Source organism: Morganella morganii, from assembly GCF_019242955.1.
In the GTDB taxonomy this organism is placed as follows: domain Bacteria; phylum Pseudomonadota; class Gammaproteobacteria; order Enterobacterales; family Enterobacteriaceae; genus Morganella; species Morganella sibonii.
In genome coordinates this window covers 3277706-3298655 of sequence record NZ_CP066129.1, presented here as the reverse complement: position 1 = coordinate 3298655, position 20950 = coordinate 3277706, and the positions used below count along the sequence as shown (strand labels likewise).

General features: G+C 50.7%; 18 protein-coding genes. 7 read left to right on the top strand and 11 right to left on the bottom strand.

Annotated elements, in window-relative coordinates; genetic code table 11:
• The first annotated feature begins 140 nt into the window (after positions 1–140).
• Positions 141–1853: a DUF7057 domain-containing protein gene (locus tag JC793_RS15600; RefSeq protein ID WP_166708479.1), complete on the top strand. Its 1713-nt coding sequence runs from the start codon at positions 141–143 to the stop codon at positions 1851–1853.
• Between the two features lie 57 nt (positions 1854–1910).
• Here the strand turns inward: JC793_RS15600 and yajL are convergent, their stop codons facing one another.
• A complete protein-coding gene (gene yajL / locus JC793_RS15595; protein WP_218426595.1) occupies positions 1911–2531 on the bottom strand; it encodes a protein deglycase YajL in 621 nt (206 codons plus the stop codon).
• The gene (panE, locus tag JC793_RS15590; protein WP_218426594.1) at positions 2500–3402 is read right to left on the bottom strand and encodes a 2-dehydropantoate 2-reductase; all 903 of its coding nucleotides are present in this window, start codon (positions 3400–3402) and stop codon (positions 2500–2502) included. Before panE ends, yajL begins: the two co-directional genes overlap by 32 nt.
• Before the next feature lie 158 nt (positions 3403–3560).
• Here panE and JC793_RS15585 point away from each other — a divergent pair, with 158 nt between their 5' ends.
• Positions 3561–4052 (top strand): YajQ family cyclic di-GMP-binding protein, encoded by a 492-nt coding sequence (locus tag JC793_RS15585; protein ID WP_046893155.1) that lies wholly within the window; start codon positions 3561–3563, stop codon positions 4050–4052.
• Positions 4053–4095: 43 nt separating this feature from the next.
• Here the strand turns inward: JC793_RS15585 and JC793_RS15580 are convergent, their stop codons facing one another.
• The 9 genes from JC793_RS15580 to JC793_RS15540 all read right to left on the bottom strand — a co-directional run bounded on the left by JC793_RS15580 (position 4096) and on the right by JC793_RS15540 (position 13872).
• Positions 4096–5457: an MFS transporter gene (locus JC793_RS15580; protein WP_218426593.1), complete on the bottom strand. Its 1362-nt coding sequence runs from the start codon at positions 5455–5457 to the stop codon at positions 4096–4098.
• A 108-nt stretch (positions 5458–5565) separates the two neighbouring features.
• Entirely contained in the window at positions 5566–6450 is an 885-nt protein-coding gene (gene cyoE, locus JC793_RS15575) for a heme o synthase (RefSeq protein WP_218426592.1), read from the bottom strand.
• An 11-nt stretch (positions 6451–6461) separates the two neighbouring features.
• Positions 6462–6794, bottom strand: a complete 333-nt coding sequence (locus tag JC793_RS15570) for a cytochrome o ubiquinol oxidase subunit IV (RefSeq protein WP_004236445.1) — start codon at positions 6792–6794, stop codon at positions 6462–6464.
• Positions 6794–7408: a cytochrome o ubiquinol oxidase subunit III gene (locus JC793_RS15565; protein WP_107678502.1), complete on the bottom strand. Its 615-nt coding sequence runs from the start codon at positions 7406–7408 to the stop codon at positions 6794–6796. Before JC793_RS15565 ends, JC793_RS15570 begins: the two co-directional genes overlap by 1 nt.
• On the bottom strand, positions 7398–9389 hold the full coding sequence (cyoB, locus tag JC793_RS15560; RefSeq protein ID WP_046893159.1) for a cytochrome o ubiquinol oxidase subunit I: 1992 nt from the start codon (positions 9387–9389) through the stop codon (positions 7398–7400). Before cyoB ends, JC793_RS15565 begins: the two co-directional genes overlap by 11 nt.
• Before the next feature lie 3 nt (positions 9390–9392).
• The gene (cyoA, locus tag JC793_RS15555; protein WP_046893160.1) at positions 9393–10352 is read right to left on the bottom strand and encodes a cytochrome o ubiquinol oxidase subunit II; all 960 of its coding nucleotides are present in this window, start codon (positions 10350–10352) and stop codon (positions 9393–9395) included.
• 357 nt (positions 10353–10709) lie between these two features.
• Entirely contained in the window at positions 10710–11468 is a 759-nt protein-coding gene (locus tag JC793_RS15550; protein ID WP_182105251.1) for a nucleoside-specific channel-forming Tsx family protein, read from the bottom strand.
• 241 nt (positions 11469–11709) lie between these two features.
• A complete protein-coding gene (ampG, locus tag JC793_RS15545; RefSeq protein ID WP_166708474.1) occupies positions 11710–13197 on the bottom strand; it encodes a muropeptide MFS transporter AmpG in 1488 nt (495 codons plus the stop codon).
• 93 nt (positions 13198–13290) lie between these two features.
• Complete coding sequence (locus JC793_RS15540) at positions 13291–13872, bottom strand: YajG family lipoprotein (RefSeq protein WP_218426591.1); 582 nt, start codon at positions 13870–13872, stop codon at positions 13291–13293.
• Positions 13873–14050: 178 nt separating this feature from the next.
• Here JC793_RS15540 and bolA point away from each other — a divergent pair, with 178 nt between their 5' ends.
• The 5 genes from bolA (at position 14051) to lon (ending at position 20782) form a co-directional block, all read left to right on the top strand.
• On the top strand, positions 14051–14380 hold the full coding sequence (gene bolA / locus JC793_RS15535; RefSeq protein ID WP_247717267.1) for a transcriptional regulator BolA: 330 nt from the start codon (positions 14051–14053) through the stop codon (positions 14378–14380).
• 270 nt (positions 14381–14650) lie between these two features.
• Entirely contained in the window at positions 14651–15961 is a 1311-nt protein-coding gene (tig, locus tag JC793_RS15530; protein WP_166708472.1) for a trigger factor, read from the top strand.
• Between the two features lie 259 nt (positions 15962–16220).
• The gene (gene clpP, locus JC793_RS15525; protein ID WP_046893166.1) at positions 16221–16841 is read left to right on the top strand and encodes an ATP-dependent Clp endopeptidase proteolytic subunit ClpP; all 621 of its coding nucleotides are present in this window, start codon (positions 16221–16223) and stop codon (positions 16839–16841) included.
• Positions 16842–16950: 109 nt separating this feature from the next.
• On the top strand, positions 16951–18231 hold the full coding sequence (gene clpX, locus JC793_RS15520; RefSeq protein WP_004236456.1) for an ATP-dependent protease ATP-binding subunit ClpX: 1281 nt from the start codon (positions 16951–16953) through the stop codon (positions 18229–18231).
• 193 nt (positions 18232–18424) lie between these two features.
• Entirely contained in the window at positions 18425–20782 is a 2358-nt protein-coding gene (gene lon, locus JC793_RS15515) for an endopeptidase La (RefSeq protein WP_046893167.1), read from the top strand.
• Positions 20783–20950 lie beyond the last annotated feature (168 nt).

The window sequence follows — 20950 nt, the reverse complement described above, 5'->3', positions numbered from 1 at the left end:
GTGATATAATCATTGTCTCTGAACCCCGTCTCTGCTGAGCCGGGGTTTTTTATTATTTTTCAGAGTCTGAGGGGTATCGTTGTGTCAGCACGGGCACTATGCTGTCCGGCAGCAATATCCATTACTGACGGGGTTTCAGAATGAAAAACAGTACAGTCCCGGTACCGGCAAGCCGTTTTGTCTATTTTATTGTTATTGTGGTGGCGCTCCTTCAGGGGCTTGCACTGAATGCAACATCCGATTACCTGATCCGCAGTTCATGGCAGTTGCCGGGGTCACTGGTCTGGCTGCCGATGCTGCTGGCGCTGTTTGTGCCGACGGTATTCAGTTATCTGATCAACCGGTTTTCCTCTGCGGCTCTCTGGACAGGGCTGGTCCTGACGGCGGTTCTCTGTGTCTGGATGAATTACTGGTATCTGAGTGAGGCAACGGCGGGCCACACCCGTGAACTTTCTTCGCTTATTCCTCTGCTGGTATTGCTGTTCTGGCTGATTCTGCCGTGGTTTCAGCTATGGCAGTCATCCGGCTCACGGAATCCGGATTATGCGCTGCTGACGGAACAGTATGTCAGAAACACCGTTTTGGGTGCGCTGGCAGGGCTTATCGGTCTGCTGGTGATGGGCATGCTGCATCTGGCGGTCTATCTGTTCCGGATTGTGAACCTGGAGTTTCTCAGCGGGTGGCTGGATGATTCTCTGTATTACTGGATGAGTTTTTGTCTCGGGTTTAACGTCAGTCTGGTATTTGTCCGGTCGGTCTTTTCTTTCAGCACCGGAAAAATTGCCGGCTATGTGGCACGGGTGTTGTTGCCGCTGCTGACAGTTATCGGTGTGATTGCCGCCGGCGGATTGCTGTTATCCGTGGTGACCGGCGTCCGTGTCAGCGGGCTGGGTTCATTCACCATGATTTGGTTTGTCGCGCTGAACATCATTCTGCTGAATCTGGTTTACGGCAATGAGTGCGTCCCGCGCTTCCGCTCCTGGCTCAGCGGGCTGGTTCTGGCCGGTGTACTGCTGCTGAACGTTTTTTCACTGTCGTCGGTTTACGGCATTCTGGTGCGTGTTAATCAATACAGCTGGAGTATGGATCGGTTATACGGATTCAGTATCGCGCTGTTTCTGGCGGTGGTCGTGCTGGCGTACAGCGTGGCACTGTTATGGAAACGCAGCGGATGGGCGGAACTGCTCGGGCCGGTCAACAAGGCCGGATTACTGACTCTGATGGCGGTTATTCTGGTGATCAGCAGTCCGCTGGCAGATTTTAAACAGATCACGGCAAACAGTATTCTGGCCGGTATTGAAAAGGGCAGAATCAAAGTCACCTCTGATATCCGCTATACCCTGGAAGGTCTGGGGAAACGGGGCGAGGTGGTACTCACCGTGCTGAATGACAATCCGGAATACCGTAAAGCACTGACCTATTCCTCTTATGATCAGGATAACCGCCGGACGCTGCAGGAAGTGCTGCTCACAGTACCGGGCAGCCCGGAATTACCGGAATCCTGGTGGGAGGGAAAACCGGATGTTACCCGCAGCTGGTTCTGCACGGAAACCTCCGCGAACGGGGAGTGTCTCGGATTTATGGCGGATGCGGACGGAGACGGACAGGATGAGGCGGTGGTCTGTATTACCGGTTACTCCGATACATCGCTGTACTGTCAGATCTGGCAGCAGACCACTGAAGTTGCTGAGGGAGAGCCGGATAAGCTGGTCTGGACAGAAAGCGATTATCAGGATATTCAGTATGCCTCTGAAGCCGATCAGCAGGCGGCATGGGCAGCACTGAAAGCGGGACATTACTCGCTGAAACCCAAAAAATGGATGATGGTGACACCGGAACCGCCGGTACAGTAAAAACCCTGTTTTACAGCAATCTCAAACGCCCGGTATCGCAGATAGCCGGGCGTTTTTTTATTTGTTGTCCGCCAGTGTGCGGTAGGGGGTATCCTGATAATCCCATATCCCCGGCGGCAGCACTAATTCAGCCGCCACTCTCGCGGCAGTTTCCTGCCCGCACAGGCGTTCAGTCAGGCGCAGAGCAAAATCGATAGCGGTAGCCGGACCCTGACTGGTCAGTAAATTAACGCGCTCATCAAAATACACCCGCTGATTCACCCATTGTTTTGCCGGTATTTTATCTTCCAGCGCCGGATAACCGGTCATATTGCCAAGCGGGAACAGATTGTGGCTCACCAGAATAACAGACGGTGCCGCGCAGATGGCCGCAACAATGTGTCCGTCACAATGCATGCGGCGGATTTTTTCGATTACCAGCGGGCTGTCACGCAGATTTTCCGCACCTTTCAGGCCGCCCGGCAGCACAATGGCGTCAAACGGGGTATCCGCCACCCGTACCAGCGGTACATCGGCCATAATACGGATCCCGCGTGAACCGGTGATCAGACAGCCGCCGTCATCATTGGCACTGGCGAGAGTGACAGTAATACCGGCACGCACCAGGAGATCCGCGGTGGTGACGGTTTCGGTTTCTTCGCAGCCGTCAGCGAGACAAATGAGAACTGAAGGGGGCATTTTGTTCCTCTTTTTGTTTGACGAGGCTGTAAACATGAATATGTTCCGGCAGCAAAATCCCGTGATAGCGGGCTCGTTGCAGCAGATAGCCGGTAATGTAATCAATTTCGGTATAACGGCCGTAAAGAATATCCCGGCGCATGGACGAGCTGTGATCGGCGGTTTTTTCAATCACATGAAGAATGTATTCATAGATATCATCACCGTCTGTATGAATACCTTCACGCAGCATTACTTCCGCAACTTCATCACACAGCACCCGGATTTGCGGCAGGTGTGACATCAGCTCACCATTTTTGCAGTCGTAGATAACGGTCAGCGGAGAGATAACACAATTCACGGCCAGTTTTTGCCAGCAGGCGGCATCGATTTCATCATGCCAGGCCACATCCGGTAGGGCGTCGTGCAGAATATCTGCCAGATGACCATAATCACGGGCACGTTCATTCACAGGGCCTATGTGTGTCAGTCCGCGGCGGCTGTGGTGCAGCAGGCCGTCTTCTTCAAATGCAGCGTGGGAGGTGATGCCGGTCAGCAGCGGGTTCGGACAGCGGGATAACTCACGCGCCACGCCCATACCATTGTGCAACAGCAGTACCGGACAGGATTCCGGGATTTTCGGCAGTAATTGATTAACGGCTTCGGAGGTTTGCCAGGCTTTCAGGCAAACCAGCAGTAATTCGGTTTGCGCAAGGAATTCCGGATCATTTGTGGTAAATTGCCCGTAAAACGGCTCTCCGTTCAGAGAATCAATATTTACATTCAGGTAAGGCTCGGGAATACGCATCCATCCCTGCACCTCATGACTGCCTGACAGTGCAGCAAGCCAGAGTTTCCCGATTGCGCCGCAACCCAGTACTGTTATTTTCATAAGGACTCCGGACAGCGAAAAAGATGTGAGCAATATCACTGAATAGTACCACTTTTTGTCCGTTTGCACCTTAGTAAATATAGCGGGAAATATAGTGCTTTTGTTGGTCTGATAAACCCGGTATCATGCCGGTCAGTTGAATATAGGGAGGTCTTCCGATGCCATCATTTGATATTGTTTCTGAAGTTGAATTACATGAAGTGCGCAATGCCGTGGAAAACGCACAGCGTGAAGTGACCAGTCGCTGGGATTTCCGCAACATTACCGCCACGATTGAGCTCAATGAAAAAAATAACAGTGTTAAGATGACCAGTGAATCTGATTTCCAGGTCAATCAGCTGGTTGATATTATGCGGGAAAAACTGGCAAAACGCGGGATTGACGGCGCGTCTCTGACCGTTCCGGATGAGATTGTTCACAGCGGCAAGCTGTACAGTGTTGAGGCAACGCTGTTACAGGGGATCGACAGTGCGCTGGCGAAAAAAATCGTCAAGCTGATCAAAGACAGCAAACTGAAAGTACAGACACAGATTCAGGGAGAAGAGGTTCGTGTGACCGGCAAATCCCGTGATGATTTACAGTCTGTTATGGCACTGGTTCGCAATGGGAAACTGGGGCAGCCTTTCCAGTTTAAAAACTTCCGCGACTGAGTGTTATCCGGCAACCCGCATCAGCATGGTTGCCGGTTTCTGTTCAGCCCTGCAGAACCGCCTCGAGTTGCTTGCGGTTTGACAGTTTGGTATCTGTTTTCACATACACCGCCCGTTCCTGCGCAATAATCACCACATCACATACACCCGGCTGTTCGCGCAATTTTGCAGCAATATCCGGATGATTCACGTCATTTTCCGGTAATTCCAGACGCAGACTGCTGACATACGGCGGCTGACGCAGTGTCAGGCTGACAGCCAGCCAGATAAGTGTCAGTACCAGACCACCGCCGAAAACAGCCAGTGCGCCATTAATGCTGTAGAGCAGGCCGCCGAGACTGCCGCCCAGTGCCACGCCGATAAACTGGCTGGTGGAGTAGATCCCCATGGCCGTTCCTTTGTAGCCGGCCGGGGCTTCTTTGCTGATCAGTGACGGCAGAATCGCTTCCATCACATTGAACGCAATAAAGAAGATCTGCAATCCGCCGTACAGCAGCCAGAGGTTTTTACCTGCCAGCATGAATAATATTTCTGCCAGCGCCATCATGATCACGCAACTGACAAAAACCTGCTTCATTTTGCGGTATTTTTCCGCATAAATAATAAACGGCAGCACAGACACGAAGGCTATCAGCATCGTGTACAGATACGCTTTCCAGTGGGACTCCCGCGCCAGCCCGGCATCACTCATCACCAGAGGAAGGGCGACAAAGGTCGCCATCAGCAGAGTGTGCAGTGCGAGGATACCGAAATTCAGCCGCGCGAGCTGTTTATCCATCAGAACCTGTTTAATTGCGCCTTTTACCACGGCAGTTTCCCGGTTCTGGCGGTGCTCTTTATTGTCCGGCACCACATACAGCGTGACGAGGATACCGAGAAAAGCGAGCAGGGCAATACCCCAGAACAGGCCGGACAGGCCGATGATATCCGCCAGTACCGGTCCGAGTACCAGAGCGACCGCAAAGGTGATCCCGATGCTGATCCCGATAAAGGCCATCGCTTTGGTGCGGTTTTGTTCACGGGTGGTATCGGACAGTAATGCCATGACAGCGGCGGAAATCGCGCCTGCACCCTGAAGCGCCCGTCCGGCGATCACGCCGTAAATAGAGTGGCTGAGTGCAGCAACAATACTGCCCGCCATAAAGATAATCAGCCCGCCGATAATCAGCGGTTTACGGCCGATTTTGTCAGAAAGCAGGCCGAAGGGGATCTGGAAGATGGCCTGTGTCAGGCCGTAGACGCCGATGGCAAAACCTATCAGTGTGCTGGTGGCGTCTTTAAAATCGAGTCCGAATGTGGTGATAACAGGTAATACCATGAACATGCCGAGCATGCGCAGAGAAAATACCGAGCCTAAGCCCCAGGTCGCGCGACGCTCAACCGGAGTCATTTTATTATCGTTCATGGGATAACCTCAAAAAAACAGACACCACATTCTAATGAGATTTGTGGTTTTTACTAAACACAAAATGGCAGGGAAGCCCTGCCATTTTGTTATTACAGAAAGTGTGTGTTAACGGCTGTAGGCCAGCAGAACATCGCCGGAGACGCTTGGGTCAACAGACATCATTACACTGAGTGATGTGATAGCGACAATGGAGAACACGAACAACTTACGTGCCCAGAGGCGATCGTTCGTTGTTTTATAGCCCGATAATGCCATGCCGAGCCACCAGACACTGACTGCCGCTGCGACAATCAGGTACTTATATCCCGCATACCCGCTGATGGCGAGCATCAGTGTGGCAAACATAAAGGCGATGATGTACAGGATAATGTGGTTTTTCGCCACAGAAATACCTTTAATCACCGGCAGTACAGGGATATTGGCCGCCTGGTAATCTTTGAAACGGAAGATGGCAATCGCGTAGGAGTGCGGCATCTGCCATAAACTGAAGATTAACAGCAGGATCAGTGCGCCGGTATCAAACTGGCCGGTCACTGCGCAGTAGCCGATAACCGGCGGAGCGGCACCGGACAGGCTGCCGACCAGTGTGCCGTAGACCGATTTGCGTTTCATGTACAGGCTGTAAACCCCGACATAAACCACAAAGCCGACAACAGCAATCAGCATTGCCACCACATTGGCTGCCACTAACAGCAGCGTCATGCCGGCAATACCCAGCACAGAGGCATAAACCAGACTGATTTTCGGGTCAATAAGCCCTCTTACCAGAGGGCGGTTTTTCGTGCGTTCCATGACGGAGTCGATGTCGCGGTCGATGTAATTGTTAAAAACACAACCGGAGGCCACGACCAGCGAGACACCGAGCAATGTCGCAATGAACAGGGGGTAATCAATGTCACCTTTGGAGGCGAGCAGGAATCCCCCGACCACAGAAATTAAATTTCCGAAAATAATTCCCGGTTTGGTCACTTGCAGGTATTGCTTCATCATATCGGCAACTCTTAATCAACCATCATATTGATGTTCAGGTTGTACATAATCCACAGTGAACCCACGACCACGATACCGATAATGAGGAGCGTAAACAGGAACGCAATCAGGTTCCAGCGCTCTTCAGACGCGGTATTCATGTGCAGGAAGCACACCAGGTGAACAAGAATCTGAACAACAGCAGTAATCACAACAGTCGCCAGCAGTACAGACGTTGAGGCGGTTCCCTCAATCACCATATAGAACGGGATGACTGTCAGAATGACCGACAATATAAAGCCGATCAGATAGGTTTTCACACTACCGTGGCTTGCCCCGGTACCGGCTGTATTTGAATGACTCATTACAGTGCCCCCAACAGATAAACAACGGTGAACACACAAATCCAGACCACGTCCAGGAAGTGCCAGAACAGGCTTAAGCAGTTCAGACGGGTTTTATTCACCTCGGTCAGTCCGCGGCGGCTGGTCTGGATGATCATGATAATGATCCAGATAAGGCCGGCAGTGACGTGAAGACCGTGTGTTGCCACCAGGGTGAAGAAACCGGACAGGAAGCCGCTGCGATCCGGGCCGTAACCTTCGCTGATTAATTCATGGAATTCGTAAATTTCCATCGCCACGAAGCCGAGGCCGAACAGGAATGTCACAAATAACCACAGATTAACCTGACCCACCTGATTGCGGTTCATTGCCAGCATGGCAAAGCCGTAGGTGATACTGCTGAATAACAGCAGGAAGGTTTCCACCAGTACAAACTGTAAGTTAAAGATTTCTTTGCCGGACGGTCCGCCGGCGGTGCCGTCTTTCAGCACCACATAAATGGCGAACAGACTCGCAAACAGAATCAGGTCACTCATCAGGTAGACCCAGAATCCGAAGACCTTGGTCGCACCTGCATCGTGATGCCCATGATTATCATGGGCGTTATTATGTTGAGTCAGGGTATTAGTTGACATTATCCACACCTGCCTTGCTCAGTTGTTCGTAGTGGGCGTTTTCGATTTTTTCGACTTCAGCCACAGGAACATAGTAATCCACATCTTCGTCGAAGCTTTTCACAATCCAGGTGACGATCATGCCGGCGAAACCGACAATCGCGAGCCACCAGATATGCCAGATCATGGCGAAACCAAAGATCAGGCTGAAACCGGCGATAATCACACCTGCTGCCGTGTTTTTCGGCATATGAATTTCTTCATATTTTGCAGGGCGTTTATGGGCGGTGCCTTTTTCTTTCATATCCCACCACTCATCACGGGACTGAACATCCGGCACTTCAGCGAAGTTATAGAACGGCGGAGGTGAAGAGGTTGCCCACTCCAGTGTGCGGCCGCCCCACGGGTCACCGGTGACATCACGGTTCTGGTTGCGGTCACGGATACTGACATAGAACTGAATGACCTGGCACAGAATACCGACACCGATGATGGCCACGCCGACGGCTGCGATTAACAGCATAGTGTGGAAAGTCGGGTCAATGTTCTGGCTGATACGACGGGTCATTCCCATGAAGCCCAGCACGTAAACCGGCATAAAGGCAACAAAGAAACCGATGAACCAGCACCAGAATGCACGGACACCCCATTTTTCGTTCAGGGTGAAGCCGAACGCTTTCGGGAACCAGTAAGCGGTACCGGCGAAGCATCCGAAGACCACACCACCGATAATGACGTTATGGAAGTGTGCAATCAGGAACAGACTGTTATGCAGGACAAAGTTTGCACCCGGTACTGCCAGCAGAACCCCGGTCATACCACCGACGGAGAAGGTGATAATAAAGCCGACTGTCCAGAGCATCGGGGTTTTGAACTCGATACGGCCCTGATACATGGTAAACAGCCAGTTGAATATCTTCACCCCGGTCGGAATGGAGATGATCATCGTGGCGATACCGAAGAAGGCGTTGACGTTCGCACCGGAGCCCATGGTAAAGAAGTGGTGCAGCCAGACGATAAAGGACAGAACCGTAATCGCGATGGTTGCCCATACCAGTGAGGTATAGCCGAACAGGCGTTTTTTCGAGAATGTCGCAGTGACTTCAGAGAAGACCCCGAAGACCGGCAGAACCAGGATATAGACTTCCGGGTGACCCCATGCCCACACCAGGTTGATGTACATCATCATGTTGCCGCCCATATCATTGGTGAAGAAATGGGTGCCCATGTAACGATCAAGGGTCAGACCGGTTAAGGTCACGGTCAGAATCGGGAACGCGGCGATAATCAGGATGTTGGTACAGAATGCCGCCCAGGTAAAGACCGGCATTTTCATCATCGACATACCCGGTGCGCGCATACGCAGTACGGTGGCGAAGAAGTTAACCCCGGTCAGTAAGGTACCGATACCGGATATCTGAAGACTCCACAGCCAGTAATCGACCCCGACGCCCGGGTTATATTCCAGTCCCGACAGCGGCGGATAGGCCAGCCAGCCGGTCTGTGCAAATTCCCCGATACCCAGAGAGAGGTTCACCAGGATCACACCGACCATAAAGAACCAGAAGCTCAGGGAGTTCAGGAACGGGAAGGCAACGTCACGTGCGCCGATCTGTAACGGCACGACCAGGTTCATCAGGCCGACAACAAACGGTGTCGCCACGAAGAAGATCATAATAACGCCGTGGGCGGTAAAGATCTGGTCGTAGTGTTCAGGCGGCAGGAATCCGGCTTCACCGGCAGACGAAAGGGCCTGCTGGGCGCGCATCATAATGGCGTCAGCAAAACCACGGATCAGCATCACCATTGAAACGATGATGTACATAATACCGATTTTTTTATGGTCAACAGTTGTTAACCATTCAGTCCATAACCACGTCCATTTGCGGAAGTAGGTGATAAGACCGACAAGTGCAGCACCACCCAGAATGATACCCAGTACCGTAATAACAACGATAGGCTCATGCAGGGGGATGGCATCCAGTGTTAATTTTCCGAACATGCTTTACCCCTCATTCCCGGCATGAGCTGCAGGCGTATGGCTGCTGTGTTCATCTGCGCTCATGTTCATCATTGAATGGCTTTCGCCTTCCTGTGTCTTTCCGGCACCGTGGCCGCTGTGACCAAATTTGTTAATGGTATCCACAAACAGGTTTGGTTTGACAGTTGAGAAATAGACAACCGGGTTATTCACACTCGGTTTTGCCAGCGCGTCAAACGCTTCGGTGGTGTTCAGGGTGTCCGGTGAGGCTTTCACCTTCGCAACCCACTCATCAAAGGCTTCGCGTGTCGGTGTGGCTGTGGCGGTAAATTTCATGTCAGAGAAACCGTGACCGCTGTAACTGGCAGAAATGCCTTTGTACACGCCCGGTTCTTCAGCAATCAGATGCAGTTTGGTCTGCATACCTGCCATTGCATAAATCTGTCCGCCTAACTGCGGGATGAAAAATGAATTCATCACAGAATCAGAGGTGATTTTGAAATTGACAGGAACACCGACAGGGAATGCGATCTCATTGACAGTAGCAATACCTTGATCCGGATAGATAAATAACCATTTCCAGTCCATTGAAATAACCTGGATGGTGACAGGCTCCTGGTCACTGACCAGTGGCTTGTACGGGTCCAGCTCATGGGTGGTTTTCCATGTAATGGTACCCAGGATCAGAATGATAATAATCGGAACAGTCCAGACGACCAGCTCAATTTTATTGGAATGCGCCCAGTCAGGACGGTAAGTTGCTTTCTGGCTTTCCCGGTAACGCAGGGCAAAAACGATTGCCATGATAATGACCGGAATAACCACAATGAGCATCAGACCAATGGCGGTTAAAATCAGTGTTTTTTGCTCAGCACCGATAGTGCCTTTCGGGTTCATCAGTGCCATATCGCATCCGCCCAGCAAAAGTGCAGATGCGAGCAGCGAGATTACCCCAATACTCTTTTTGTAGTTCATAAGTCTCATCCAACGACCCCAAAAACAAAGGTACTTAAGTACTCTTGTCGTTTCATCAGTCCGCACATATTACGGCAAGGTAAGATCAGTGTAAATATATGTAATAAGATTGGTTGGCTTGTTGCCTCTTTATGTTAAAAGGATCACAAGTAATCCGATTTTTGTTAATTCGTGAAATAAAAATCACAAATTTAACAATCACGAGACAAATTTATATTTAAGCTTAGATTAAGGAAGGAAATACCGAAAGGATGAAACACTGATTATTACACTTTATGTGATGTAATGGTGAAAATTTTTTGTTCAGAAACAGTTTCTTGGTAAAAATACGGAGGGTTTTTGCCCTCCGCAGTGAAAAAATGTGATCTAGAAGTTATATTTTATGCTGTAAACCACAGCCTGCTGGTAGAAATCTTCACCCAGTTTGTTATCCGCATAGCGGTACTGAATGCCGGTTGTTACTGACGGAACCGGTGTCCACCATAAGGCCAGCGCACCGTTGACACCGTCGCGCCCGCCGTTGCCGTAGCGTTCGTTACGGTTCAGCTCAATTTCGTTCCAGTTGGTGATACTGAATTTTTCATCCCACAGGTTAAAGTCATAACCGGCAACCCAGCCGAGGACATAACCGTTGTTACCGCTGTAAAATGTTTGATCAACATAGTGCAGCGCTGCAAATGGTTTGAACCATAACCCGTTGAATTCGGTATTATAACCGATACCGTACAGAGTGTTTACTTCATGGAAGTTACCACCGTTGCCCGGCAGGGAATAGGTACCGTAAACATGGCCGTAAGCGTTAAAACCGGTATCACCCAGGTAGATACGTGCGGTGGATTTGAAGGTGTAACGCTGGTTATCCCCGGCATCGGAATCGTTTTTACTGTTGAATGCATTCTCGAGGTCGAAGAAACCGTAGAGCTCACCCCAGGTAAAACCGGCACCGCCCTCAAGCTCCAGATACGCAAAGTCATCTTTATGCGAGCTGTTACCGCTCTTGTGGGTGGTATGCGGAGTCCAGTCCAGATAGTTCATGCTGACGTTAGCAAATCCCCACTGATATTCAGCCTGCGCAGAAAACGCGGCGGTTGCAGCGATCAGGGCTGCAATAGTCGTTTTTTTCATAATTTTTTAGCTGTTTATTTGGTCGTTAAAGAGTAAAGAAGTCAGAAGTAACAGCGCGAATATAGGCCGGGGGCACAAAAAGGAAAATGGGTGATGTGATGTATTTGTGGTTTTGAATGTAATTTTAAGAAATAAATTACAAAAATTGTGACCAATCTCTAAAGTCAGGAATAAAAAAAGCCGGTTAAAACCGGCTTTATAAACTTTTGATTGAATTTTTTCTGATATTCGTGACAGCCGATCAGGCCAGTTTATCGCGGCGAAGTGCACAATAATCGAGCAGCCCGCCGAGGAACAACCCGGCAATACCGATATTCAGGCCGTAAATAAACAGGTCACCTTTCAGCGTATCCGGAATAAAGCCCGGGGTCAGTTCAAATACACCGGTCAGCAGGAGGATCAGGCTGGCGGTGAACAGCACGGCTGTTATCCCCAGCAGCGACATCGCCGTCCGGTAGCCGTTGCGGAAGTGCCGCCTCGGCAGAAACTGCTCCGTTTTCTGAGTGTAAAGCAATGTCTTGCGGCACAACATCAGCAGCAGCAATCCCGGAACAGCGGCAAACACAGTGAACAGATAGAACCAGCTCCAGTTGTAGGTTTCCACCATCCAGCCGGCAAAAGGCCCGGTATAGACACGGCCGACCGCTGACAGCGCGGAGAGCAGGGCAAACTGCGTGGCGGAGAATGAGCGGTTACAGAGCGTCATCAGCAGGGCGACAAAAGCCGCTGTCCCCATCCCGCCGCAGATATTTTCGATAAACACCACACCGCCCATCATATAGATATTTTGTGGTGTGACGGACAGCACCCAGTAGCCGAGGTTGGAGAATCCCTGCAAAATCCCGAAAAACATCAGTGACTTAAACAGGCTCCAGCGCTGCATCAGATAACCGCCGTACAGGGCACCGACAATCGTCGCGGCCAGTCCCAGGGTTTTGTTGATAAGCCCCACTTCATCAGGACCGAACCCGGCGCCCCGGATCAGAAACGGCGTGCTGAGTGTCAGGGCAAACGCATCACCCATTTTGTAAAGCACAATCAGCAGTAACAGCAGCCAGGTATTATTGCGGGAGAAAAACTCGGCCAGCGGTTCCCGTACCGCTTCACGCAGTGTGCGCGGCGGCGGGGCATCGGTTTCCGGTTCTTTCGCTATCAGCGTGGCGAACACACCGATCAGCATCAGTCCCGCCATCAGCAGGTACATATTCTGCCAGCCGGTATAGCGGTGGGCGATAAACAGTGCCAGCCCGCCGGAGAGCAGCATTGCAAGCCGGTAACCTAAGGTTGATATTGCCGCCCCGGTGCCGCGATCTTTCGCGGACAGCAGGTCGGTTTTATAAGCATCAAAAATGATGTCCTGTGATGCGGAGCAGAAGGCGACTATCGCCGCTGCCGCAGCCAGCCACCAGAGGTGTTCCGTCGGTTTCAGCATCCCCATACCGGCAATACTGACAACCAGCAGGAGTTGTGTGGCGATCATCCAGCCGCGGCGGCGTCCGAGGAACGGCAGCTGATAGCGATCCATAAACGGCGCCCACAGGAACTTAAAAACATAGGCCTGGCTGACAAGGGTGAAAAAGCCGATGGTTCTGATATCCACGTTTTCGACGGTGATCCAGGCCTGGAGTGTGCCGCTGGTCAGCGCCAGCGGCAGTCCGGATGCGAAACCGAGCAGTAAAAGAATACGGGCATTACGCTGGCTGTATGTCGCCCAAATACTCCGGAGCATGATTATCCTCACACACCGCAGGCTGCGGTGCATTCACAGTGACTGAAAACAGCAGGCCGCCCGGCGTTATCCGGCTGCGGGCGGCACGGCAGATTAGTAGCGGGTATTTTGCTTAATGAACTGGCTGATTTGTGTATCCTGAGCCATGTCCGCGACGATATCGCTGAGTGCGCGGTTAAAGGCATCAGTGATTTTCTCGTTGCTGGCGCTTAACGGACCCTGCACATTATAGCTGGTACGGAATGTCCGGCTCTTTGTGCTGTTATTCTGTGCGGTGGCCAGAACAGTAATATCAATATTCACGGTAATGTTATGACGCAGGCTGCCTTCCTGCACATCCGCCTTAAAGGTATTGATGGCGATCTGCACATTGGCGTTTGCCGGTGACCCAATCATAAAACCGCGTGCGGTCATCTGTTTTTCCAGGGTTTCCTGCATCAGGAAACGCAGGTCACGGGACGGACGCAGCTGTGCCAGCTGGCCGTTACGGCTGAATTCAGCCAGTGTCTGCGAAGAGCGCTTGTCGACACCGGTAATCGAAATAGTGGCGGCACCAAGAGTCGGGTCCGCAGACGGTAATTTCATCACCGGTTCAATAGACAGAGTGTTGGACGGCGCCTGACACCCGGCCAGTAAAAGCATTGCGAACAGCGGGAGGAGGTATTTTTTCAACATAATATGAATCCGTTACAGGTTGTTGAAGTCAGTCACAGCACCGGATCAACGCCGGGGTGTGAGTGTTCGGCTTAACGCATGATGATAATCGGCTTTATCCGTGAATGGTATGGATTTTGATAAAAAACTCACTACACTGGGCTTTCTCTGAAAGCCAGTATTGACCGGAAGGATAGTTATGTCGGCATCATTTCCTGCTGTGATGCAGCAGCGTATTGAAGAAAAACTGAATCATGCACTTGTCCCTCATTATATTGATGTGGTGAATGAGAGTGGTCAGCACAATGTTCCGGCAGGATCGGAAACTCATTTTAAGGTGGTGGTGGTCAGTGAGACTTTTGCGGGGATGCGCCCTGTTGCACGCCACCGTCATATGTACACCCTGCTGGCGGATGAACTGGCGGGCGGGGTTCACGCGCTGGCGCTGCATACTTATACCCCGGATGAGTGGAATCACAGTCAGGGTCAGGTGAATCCGTCCCCGCGCTGCCACGGTGGCGGAAAGTAAGCGGCTTGTTGGGTGAAAAAGCAGCGTACAGCACAAAATTTAACAGAAAAAGAGTGAATTTCAGACTCTTTTGTCTGCACTTCTCGACGCGGCCTGTCAGCATCGCTATAATGTCGCGTCTGAAATTCCGTATGGTTTCGGGACGCTTCTGAATATAAGGGAACTCGGTTTTTAAATGCGACCGCCCCGGTTCATTATCGTTTCACACAGGCATCGGGCCGGTGTGAGATCTGGAGTTGACCGAGCAATAGACTTTTTTGAGGTAATAAGATGCAAGTTTCTGTTGAAACGACTGAAGGCCTTGGGCGTCGTGTATTAATCACCGTTCCTGCAGCCGACATTGACAAAGAAGTAAATAAACAATTAGCTGAAATCGCCAAAAAAGCACGTATCGACGGTTTCCGTAAAGGTAAAGTGCCGCATAACATCATCAAACAGCGTTACGGCGATGTGGCGGTTCAGGATGCACTGAGCGACCTGATGTCACGTAACTTTGTCAGCGCGATCATCGAAAACAAAATCAATCCTGTCGGTGCACCGGACTATAAAGTCGATGAGCCGTACAAAGAAGGTCAGGATTTCACTTACACTGTTGAGTTTGAAGTCTTCCCTGAAGTTGAGCTGAAAGGTCTGGAAACAATCGAAGTTGAAAAACCGGTTGTTACCGTTAAAGACGAAGATATCGACGGTATGGTTGAAACTCTGCGTAAGCAGCAGGCTGAGTGGAAAGTCATTGAAGGCGCGGCAAAAGCTGACGATCGCATTACTATCGACTTCACCGGTTCTGTTGACGGCGAAGAGTTCGAAGGCGGCAAATCATCTGATTTCGTCCTGGTCATGGGCCAGAACCGCATGATCCCGGGCTTCGAAGACGGTGTTGTGGGTCACAAAGCCGGTGAAGAATTCGAAATCGATGTCACTTTCCCTGAAGATTACCACGCTGAAAACCTGAAAGGGAAAGCAGCGAAATTCGCTATCACCCTGAAAAAAGTGGAAGAGCGCGAACTGCCGGAAATGACTGAAGAATTCATCAAACGTTTCGGTATCGGCGACGGTTCCCTGGAAGGTCTGAAAGCGGAAATCCGCAAAAATATGGAACGCGAACTGAAAAATGCAGTACGCAACCGTATCAAATCCCAGGTTATCGATGGTCTGCTGAAAGCAAACGAAATCGATGTACCGAAAGCGGCTGTTGACAGCGAAATCGAAGAACTGCGCCGTCAGGCGGCACAGCGTTTCGGCGGCTCTGAAAAACAGGCGATGGAACTGCCTCGCGAACTGTTTGAAGGTCAGGCTAAACGCCGTGTCATGGTTGGTCTGCTGTTAGGTGAAGTGATTTCTTCTAACGAACTGAAAGCTGAAGATGAGCGCGTTAATGCCCTGATCGAAGAAATGGCATCAGCGTACGAAGATCCGGCTGAAGTTGTAGAATACTACAACAAAAACAAACAGATGATGGACGGTATCCGTAATCTGGCACTGGAAGAGCAGGCTGTTGAGACTGTTCTGGCGAAAGCAAAAGTGACAGATAAAGAAACCGGCTTCACTGACCTGATGAACCAGGTTCAGGCAGCAGGTTAATCCTCTCTCTTTGTGAACGGCCGAAGGCTGTTTATCTGATTAAAACCGCAGGCAATGTATATTGCCTGCGGTTTTTTTGTCATTTCTGACAATATTCCTTGAAAACTGCGGTGGTTATCCCCCATATTTGCCATACAGGGTCTCTGCCGGACAGCGTGTGCATGATCGAATCGCGTATAGCGCATGGTCATCTCACCGGATCTCAAGTAAAATAACCGGTATCCGCCAGGCACCAATAAAATTCAATCAGGAGATGGACATGTCATATCACGACAATCAGGATACTTTCGCACCCAACATGGCGCTGGTGCCGATGGTTATCGAGCAGACTTCACGTGGTGAACGCTCCTACGATATCTATTCCCGTTTATTAAAAGACCGTATTATCTTTTTAACCGGTCAGGTTGAAGATCATATGGCAAACCTGATCGTGGCACAGTTACTCTTCCTGGAAGCTGAGAACCCGGAAAAAGACATCAGTCTTTATATCAACTCACCGGGCGGCGTGATCACCGCAGGGATGTCTATTTATGACACCATGCAGTTTATCAAACCGCAGGTCAGCACCATCTGCGTAGGCCAGGCCTGCTCAATGGGCGCTTTCTTACTGACGGCAGGTGCGCCGGGCAAACGTTACTGTCTGCCTAACTCCCGCGTGATGATTCACCAGCCGCTGGGCGGCTATCAGGGACAAGCTACTGATATTGAAATTCATGCTCAGGAAATTCTGAAAGTGAAAGCGCGCATGAATGATTTATTAGCTCACCATACCGGTAAATCCGTTGAGGAAATTCAGCGCGATACCGAGCGCGACCGCTTCCTGTCCGCGACAGAAGCGCAGGAATACGGTCTGGTTGACCATATTTACACACACCGGTAAGTAACACCGGTACTGCCCGTATTCTGCCGGGTGGCAGGGTACAGCGGTGCTGTGATATTTTTTTGCAGCTCACGGGTTGTGAGCTGTACTGATTAAGTGAGGTTTACTGATGACAGACAAACGCAAAGACGGTTCAGGAAAGCTGCTGTACTGCTCTTTCTGCGGAAAAAGTCAGCATGAGGTTAAAAAACTGATTGCCGGCCCGTCAGTGTATATCTGTGATGAATGCGTTGATTTATGCAACGATATTATCCGTGAAGAAATTAAAGATCTGATCCCGGCCCGGGGCAGTGAACGCAGTGAACTGCCGACTCCTCATGAAATTCGTCAGCACCTCGATGATTATGTCATTGGTCAGGAACTGGCTAAAAAAGTGCTGGCAGTCGCGGTATACAACCACTACAAACGTCTGCGCAACGGCGATAAAACCGCTGACGGCGTGGAACTGGGTAAAAGTAATATCCTGCTGATCGGCCCGACCGGCAGCGGTAAAACCCTGCTGGCTGAAACACTGGCCCGCTACCTGGATGTGCCGTTCACAATGGCGGATGCGACCACACTGACTGAAGCCGGTTATGTGGGCGAGGACGTGGAAAACATCATTCAGAAGCTTTTACAGAAATGCGACTATGATGTGGAGAAAGCACAGCGCGGTATCGTCTATATTGATGAAATCGATAAAATCTCCCGCAAATCAGATAACCCGTCGATTACCCGTGATGTGTCCGGTGAAGGCGTTCAGCAGGCGCTGCTGAAACTGGTTGAAGGTACGATTGCAGCTGTTCCGCCGCAGGGCGGGCGCAAACATCCGCAGCAGGAATTTTTGCAGGTTGATACCTCGAAAATTCTGTTTATCTGCGGCGGGGCATTTGCCGGTCTGGATAAAGTGGTCGGCCAGCGTCTGAACACCCGTTCCGGTATCGGTTTCGGTGCGGAAGTACGCGGCGAGAAAGACAAAGCAACGGAAGGTGAATTACTGGCTCAGGTTGAACCGGAAGATCTGATCAAATTTGGTCTGATCCCGGAATTTATCGGTCGTCTGCCGGTGGTGGCAACGCTCGGTGAACTGAGTGAAGATGCGCTGATTCAGATCCTTCAGGAGCCGAAAAACGCATTAACCAAACAGTATCAGGCACTGTTCAGCATTGAAGATGTTGAACTGGAGTTCCGCCGTGAAGCACTGATTGCCATCGCGAAAAAAGCGATGAACCGTAAAACCGGTGCCCGTGGTCTGCGTTCCATCGTTGAGGCGGCATTGCTCAACACAATGTATGATTTACCATCGATGGAAAATGTTGAAAAAGTGGTTATTGATGAGAACGTGATAACCAATCAGACCGAACCGATGCTGATTTACCGTAAACCGGAAGCTCAGGTTTCCGGCGAGTAACGGAAAGTTAGCGCAGTTGTTATCAATATTAACCAAATGAGGGAATTTTCCCTCATTTTGCTTTTCTTACTAAATAAAGTGTTGAATGTGAGAAATGCATCCCCATATATTGATCATTCTATGGAGTGGAACCCGTGATAACGCGTTTCACGACGTTCCCAACAAGGCGTAAGCTAAACGAAGAGAGTGCTCTATGAATCCTGAGCGTGCTGAACGCATTGAAATCCCGGTACTGCCTTTGCGCGATGTGGTGGTCTACCCCCACATGGTTATTCCTTTATTTGTCGGGCGCGAAAAATCTATCCATTGCCTGGAAACAGCGATGGATATGGATAAAAAAGTGCTGCTGGTTGCACAAAAAGAAGCGTCAACGGATGAACCGGGCGTCAATGATTTATTTTCCGTCGGGACAGTCGCGTCTGTATTACAGATGCTGAAACTGCCGGACGGCACCGTAAAAGTGCTGGTCGAAGGCCTGCAACGTGCGCATATCAAAACATTAAGTGACAACGGTGATTTCTTCTCTGCCCAGGCAGAGCTGATGGAATCCCCTGTTGTGGACGAGCGTGAGCAGGAAGTACTGCTGCGCACGGCGATCAACCAGTTTGAAGGCTATATCAAACTGAATAAAAAGATCCCGCCGGAAGTCCTGACCTCCCTGCACAGTATCGAAGATGTCGCCAAACTGGCCGACACTATCGCTTCACATATGACACTGAAATTACAGGACAAACAGTCTGTACTGGAAATGGCAGATGTGGTTGAGCGTCTCGAATATCTGATGGCGATGATGGAATCGGAAATCGACCTGTTACAGGTTGAGAAACGCATCCGTAACCGCGTCAAAAAGCAGATGGAAAAAAGCCAGCGCGAGTACTATCTCAATGAGCAGATGAAAGCTATCCAGAAAGAACTGGGTGAGATGGACGACGCGCCGGATGAAGCGGAAGCGCTGAAACGTAAAATCGAAGAAGCGCAGATGCCGAAAGAGGCAAAAGAGAAAGCGGAAGCTGAATTACAGAAACTGAAAATGATGTCCCCGATGTCTGCGGAAGCGACTGTTGTCCGCAGCTATATCGACTGGATGGTTCAGGTTCCGTGGGTTAAGCGCAGCAAGGTGAAAAAAGACCTGATTAAGGCGCAGGAAATCCTCGACAGTGACCATTACGGCCTGGAGCGGGTGAAAGAGCGTATCCTTGAATATCTGGCGGTTCAGAGCCGTGTCAGTAAAATCAAGGGACCGATCCTGTGTCTCGTCGGACCGCCGGGGGTGGGTAAAACCTCTCTGGGGCAGTCTATTGCCCGTGCAACCGGCCGTAAATATGTCCGTATGGCGCTGGGCGGCGTGCGTGATGAAGCGGAAATCCGTGGTCACCGCCGTACCTACATCGGTTCTATGCCGGGTAAACTGATCCAGAAAATGGCAAAAGTCGGTGTGAAAAACCCGCTGTTCCTGCTGGATGAAATTGACAAAATGTCATCGGATATGCGCGGTGATCCGGCCTCCGCACTGCTTGAGGTGCTGGATCCGGAACAGAATATCGCGTTTAACGATCACTATCTGGAAGTGGATTACGATCTGTCCGACGTGATGTTTGTCGCGACGTCCAACTCCATGAATATTCCGGCACCTCTGCTGGATCGTATGGAAGTGATCCGTCTGTCCGGTTATACGGAAGATGAAAAACTCAACATCGCCAAACGTCACCTGCTGCCGAAGCAGATTGAACGTAACGCGCTGAAGAAAACCGAGCTGCACATTGATGACAGTGCGATCCTCGGCATCATCCGTTATTACACCCGTGAAGCCGGTGTGCGCGGACTGGAGCGTGAAATCTCCAAACTGTGCCGTAAAGCGGTGAAACAACTGCTGATGGATAAAACACTGAAACACATCGAAATTAATCAGGATAACCTGAAAGATTACCTCGGCGTGCAGAAAGTGGATTACGGCCGTGCAGACACTGAAAACCGCGTGGGTCAGGTAACCGGTCTGGCGTGGACAGAAGTCGGTGGTGACCTGCTGACCATCGAAACCGCAGCGGTTCCGGGCAAAGGAAAACTCTCCTACACCGGTTCACTGGGTGAAGTGATGCAGGAATCTATCCAGGCAGCGTTAACCGTGGTACGTGCCCGTGCGGATAAATTAGGGATCAACAATGATTTCTATGAAAAACGTGACATTCACGTCCACGTTCCGGAAGGCGCAACACCGAAAGACGGCCCGAGTGCCGGTACCGCGATGTGTACCGCACTGGTTTCCGCGCTGACCGGTAACCCGGTACGTGCTGATGTGGCGATGACCGGGGAAATTACCCTGCGTGGTCTGGTTCTGCCTATCGGTGGTCTGAAAGAAAAACTGCTGGCAGCACACCGCGGCGGCATTAAGACTGTTCTGATTCCTGATGAAAACCGCCGCGATCTGGAAGAAATTCCGGATAACGTAAAAGCGGATCTGGATATTCATCCGGTTAAAACAATAGATGAAGTTCTTTCACTTGCCTTAGTGAATCCTGCTTTCGGCATGGAAGTGGTAAGTAAAAAAGCGTAGGAAATAGTGACCTGCGTCAAGAAGTTCAGATAAATAAAGGGCTGACAGGTACTTTCGGACTTGTCAGCCTTTTTTTGTCCCGCTAATTTAGCGAACATTCTTACGAAATATGCGAAGTCTGCAATCTTGCCAAGAGCGAAAAGGCTTGATATAACGGCTGTGGCTGTC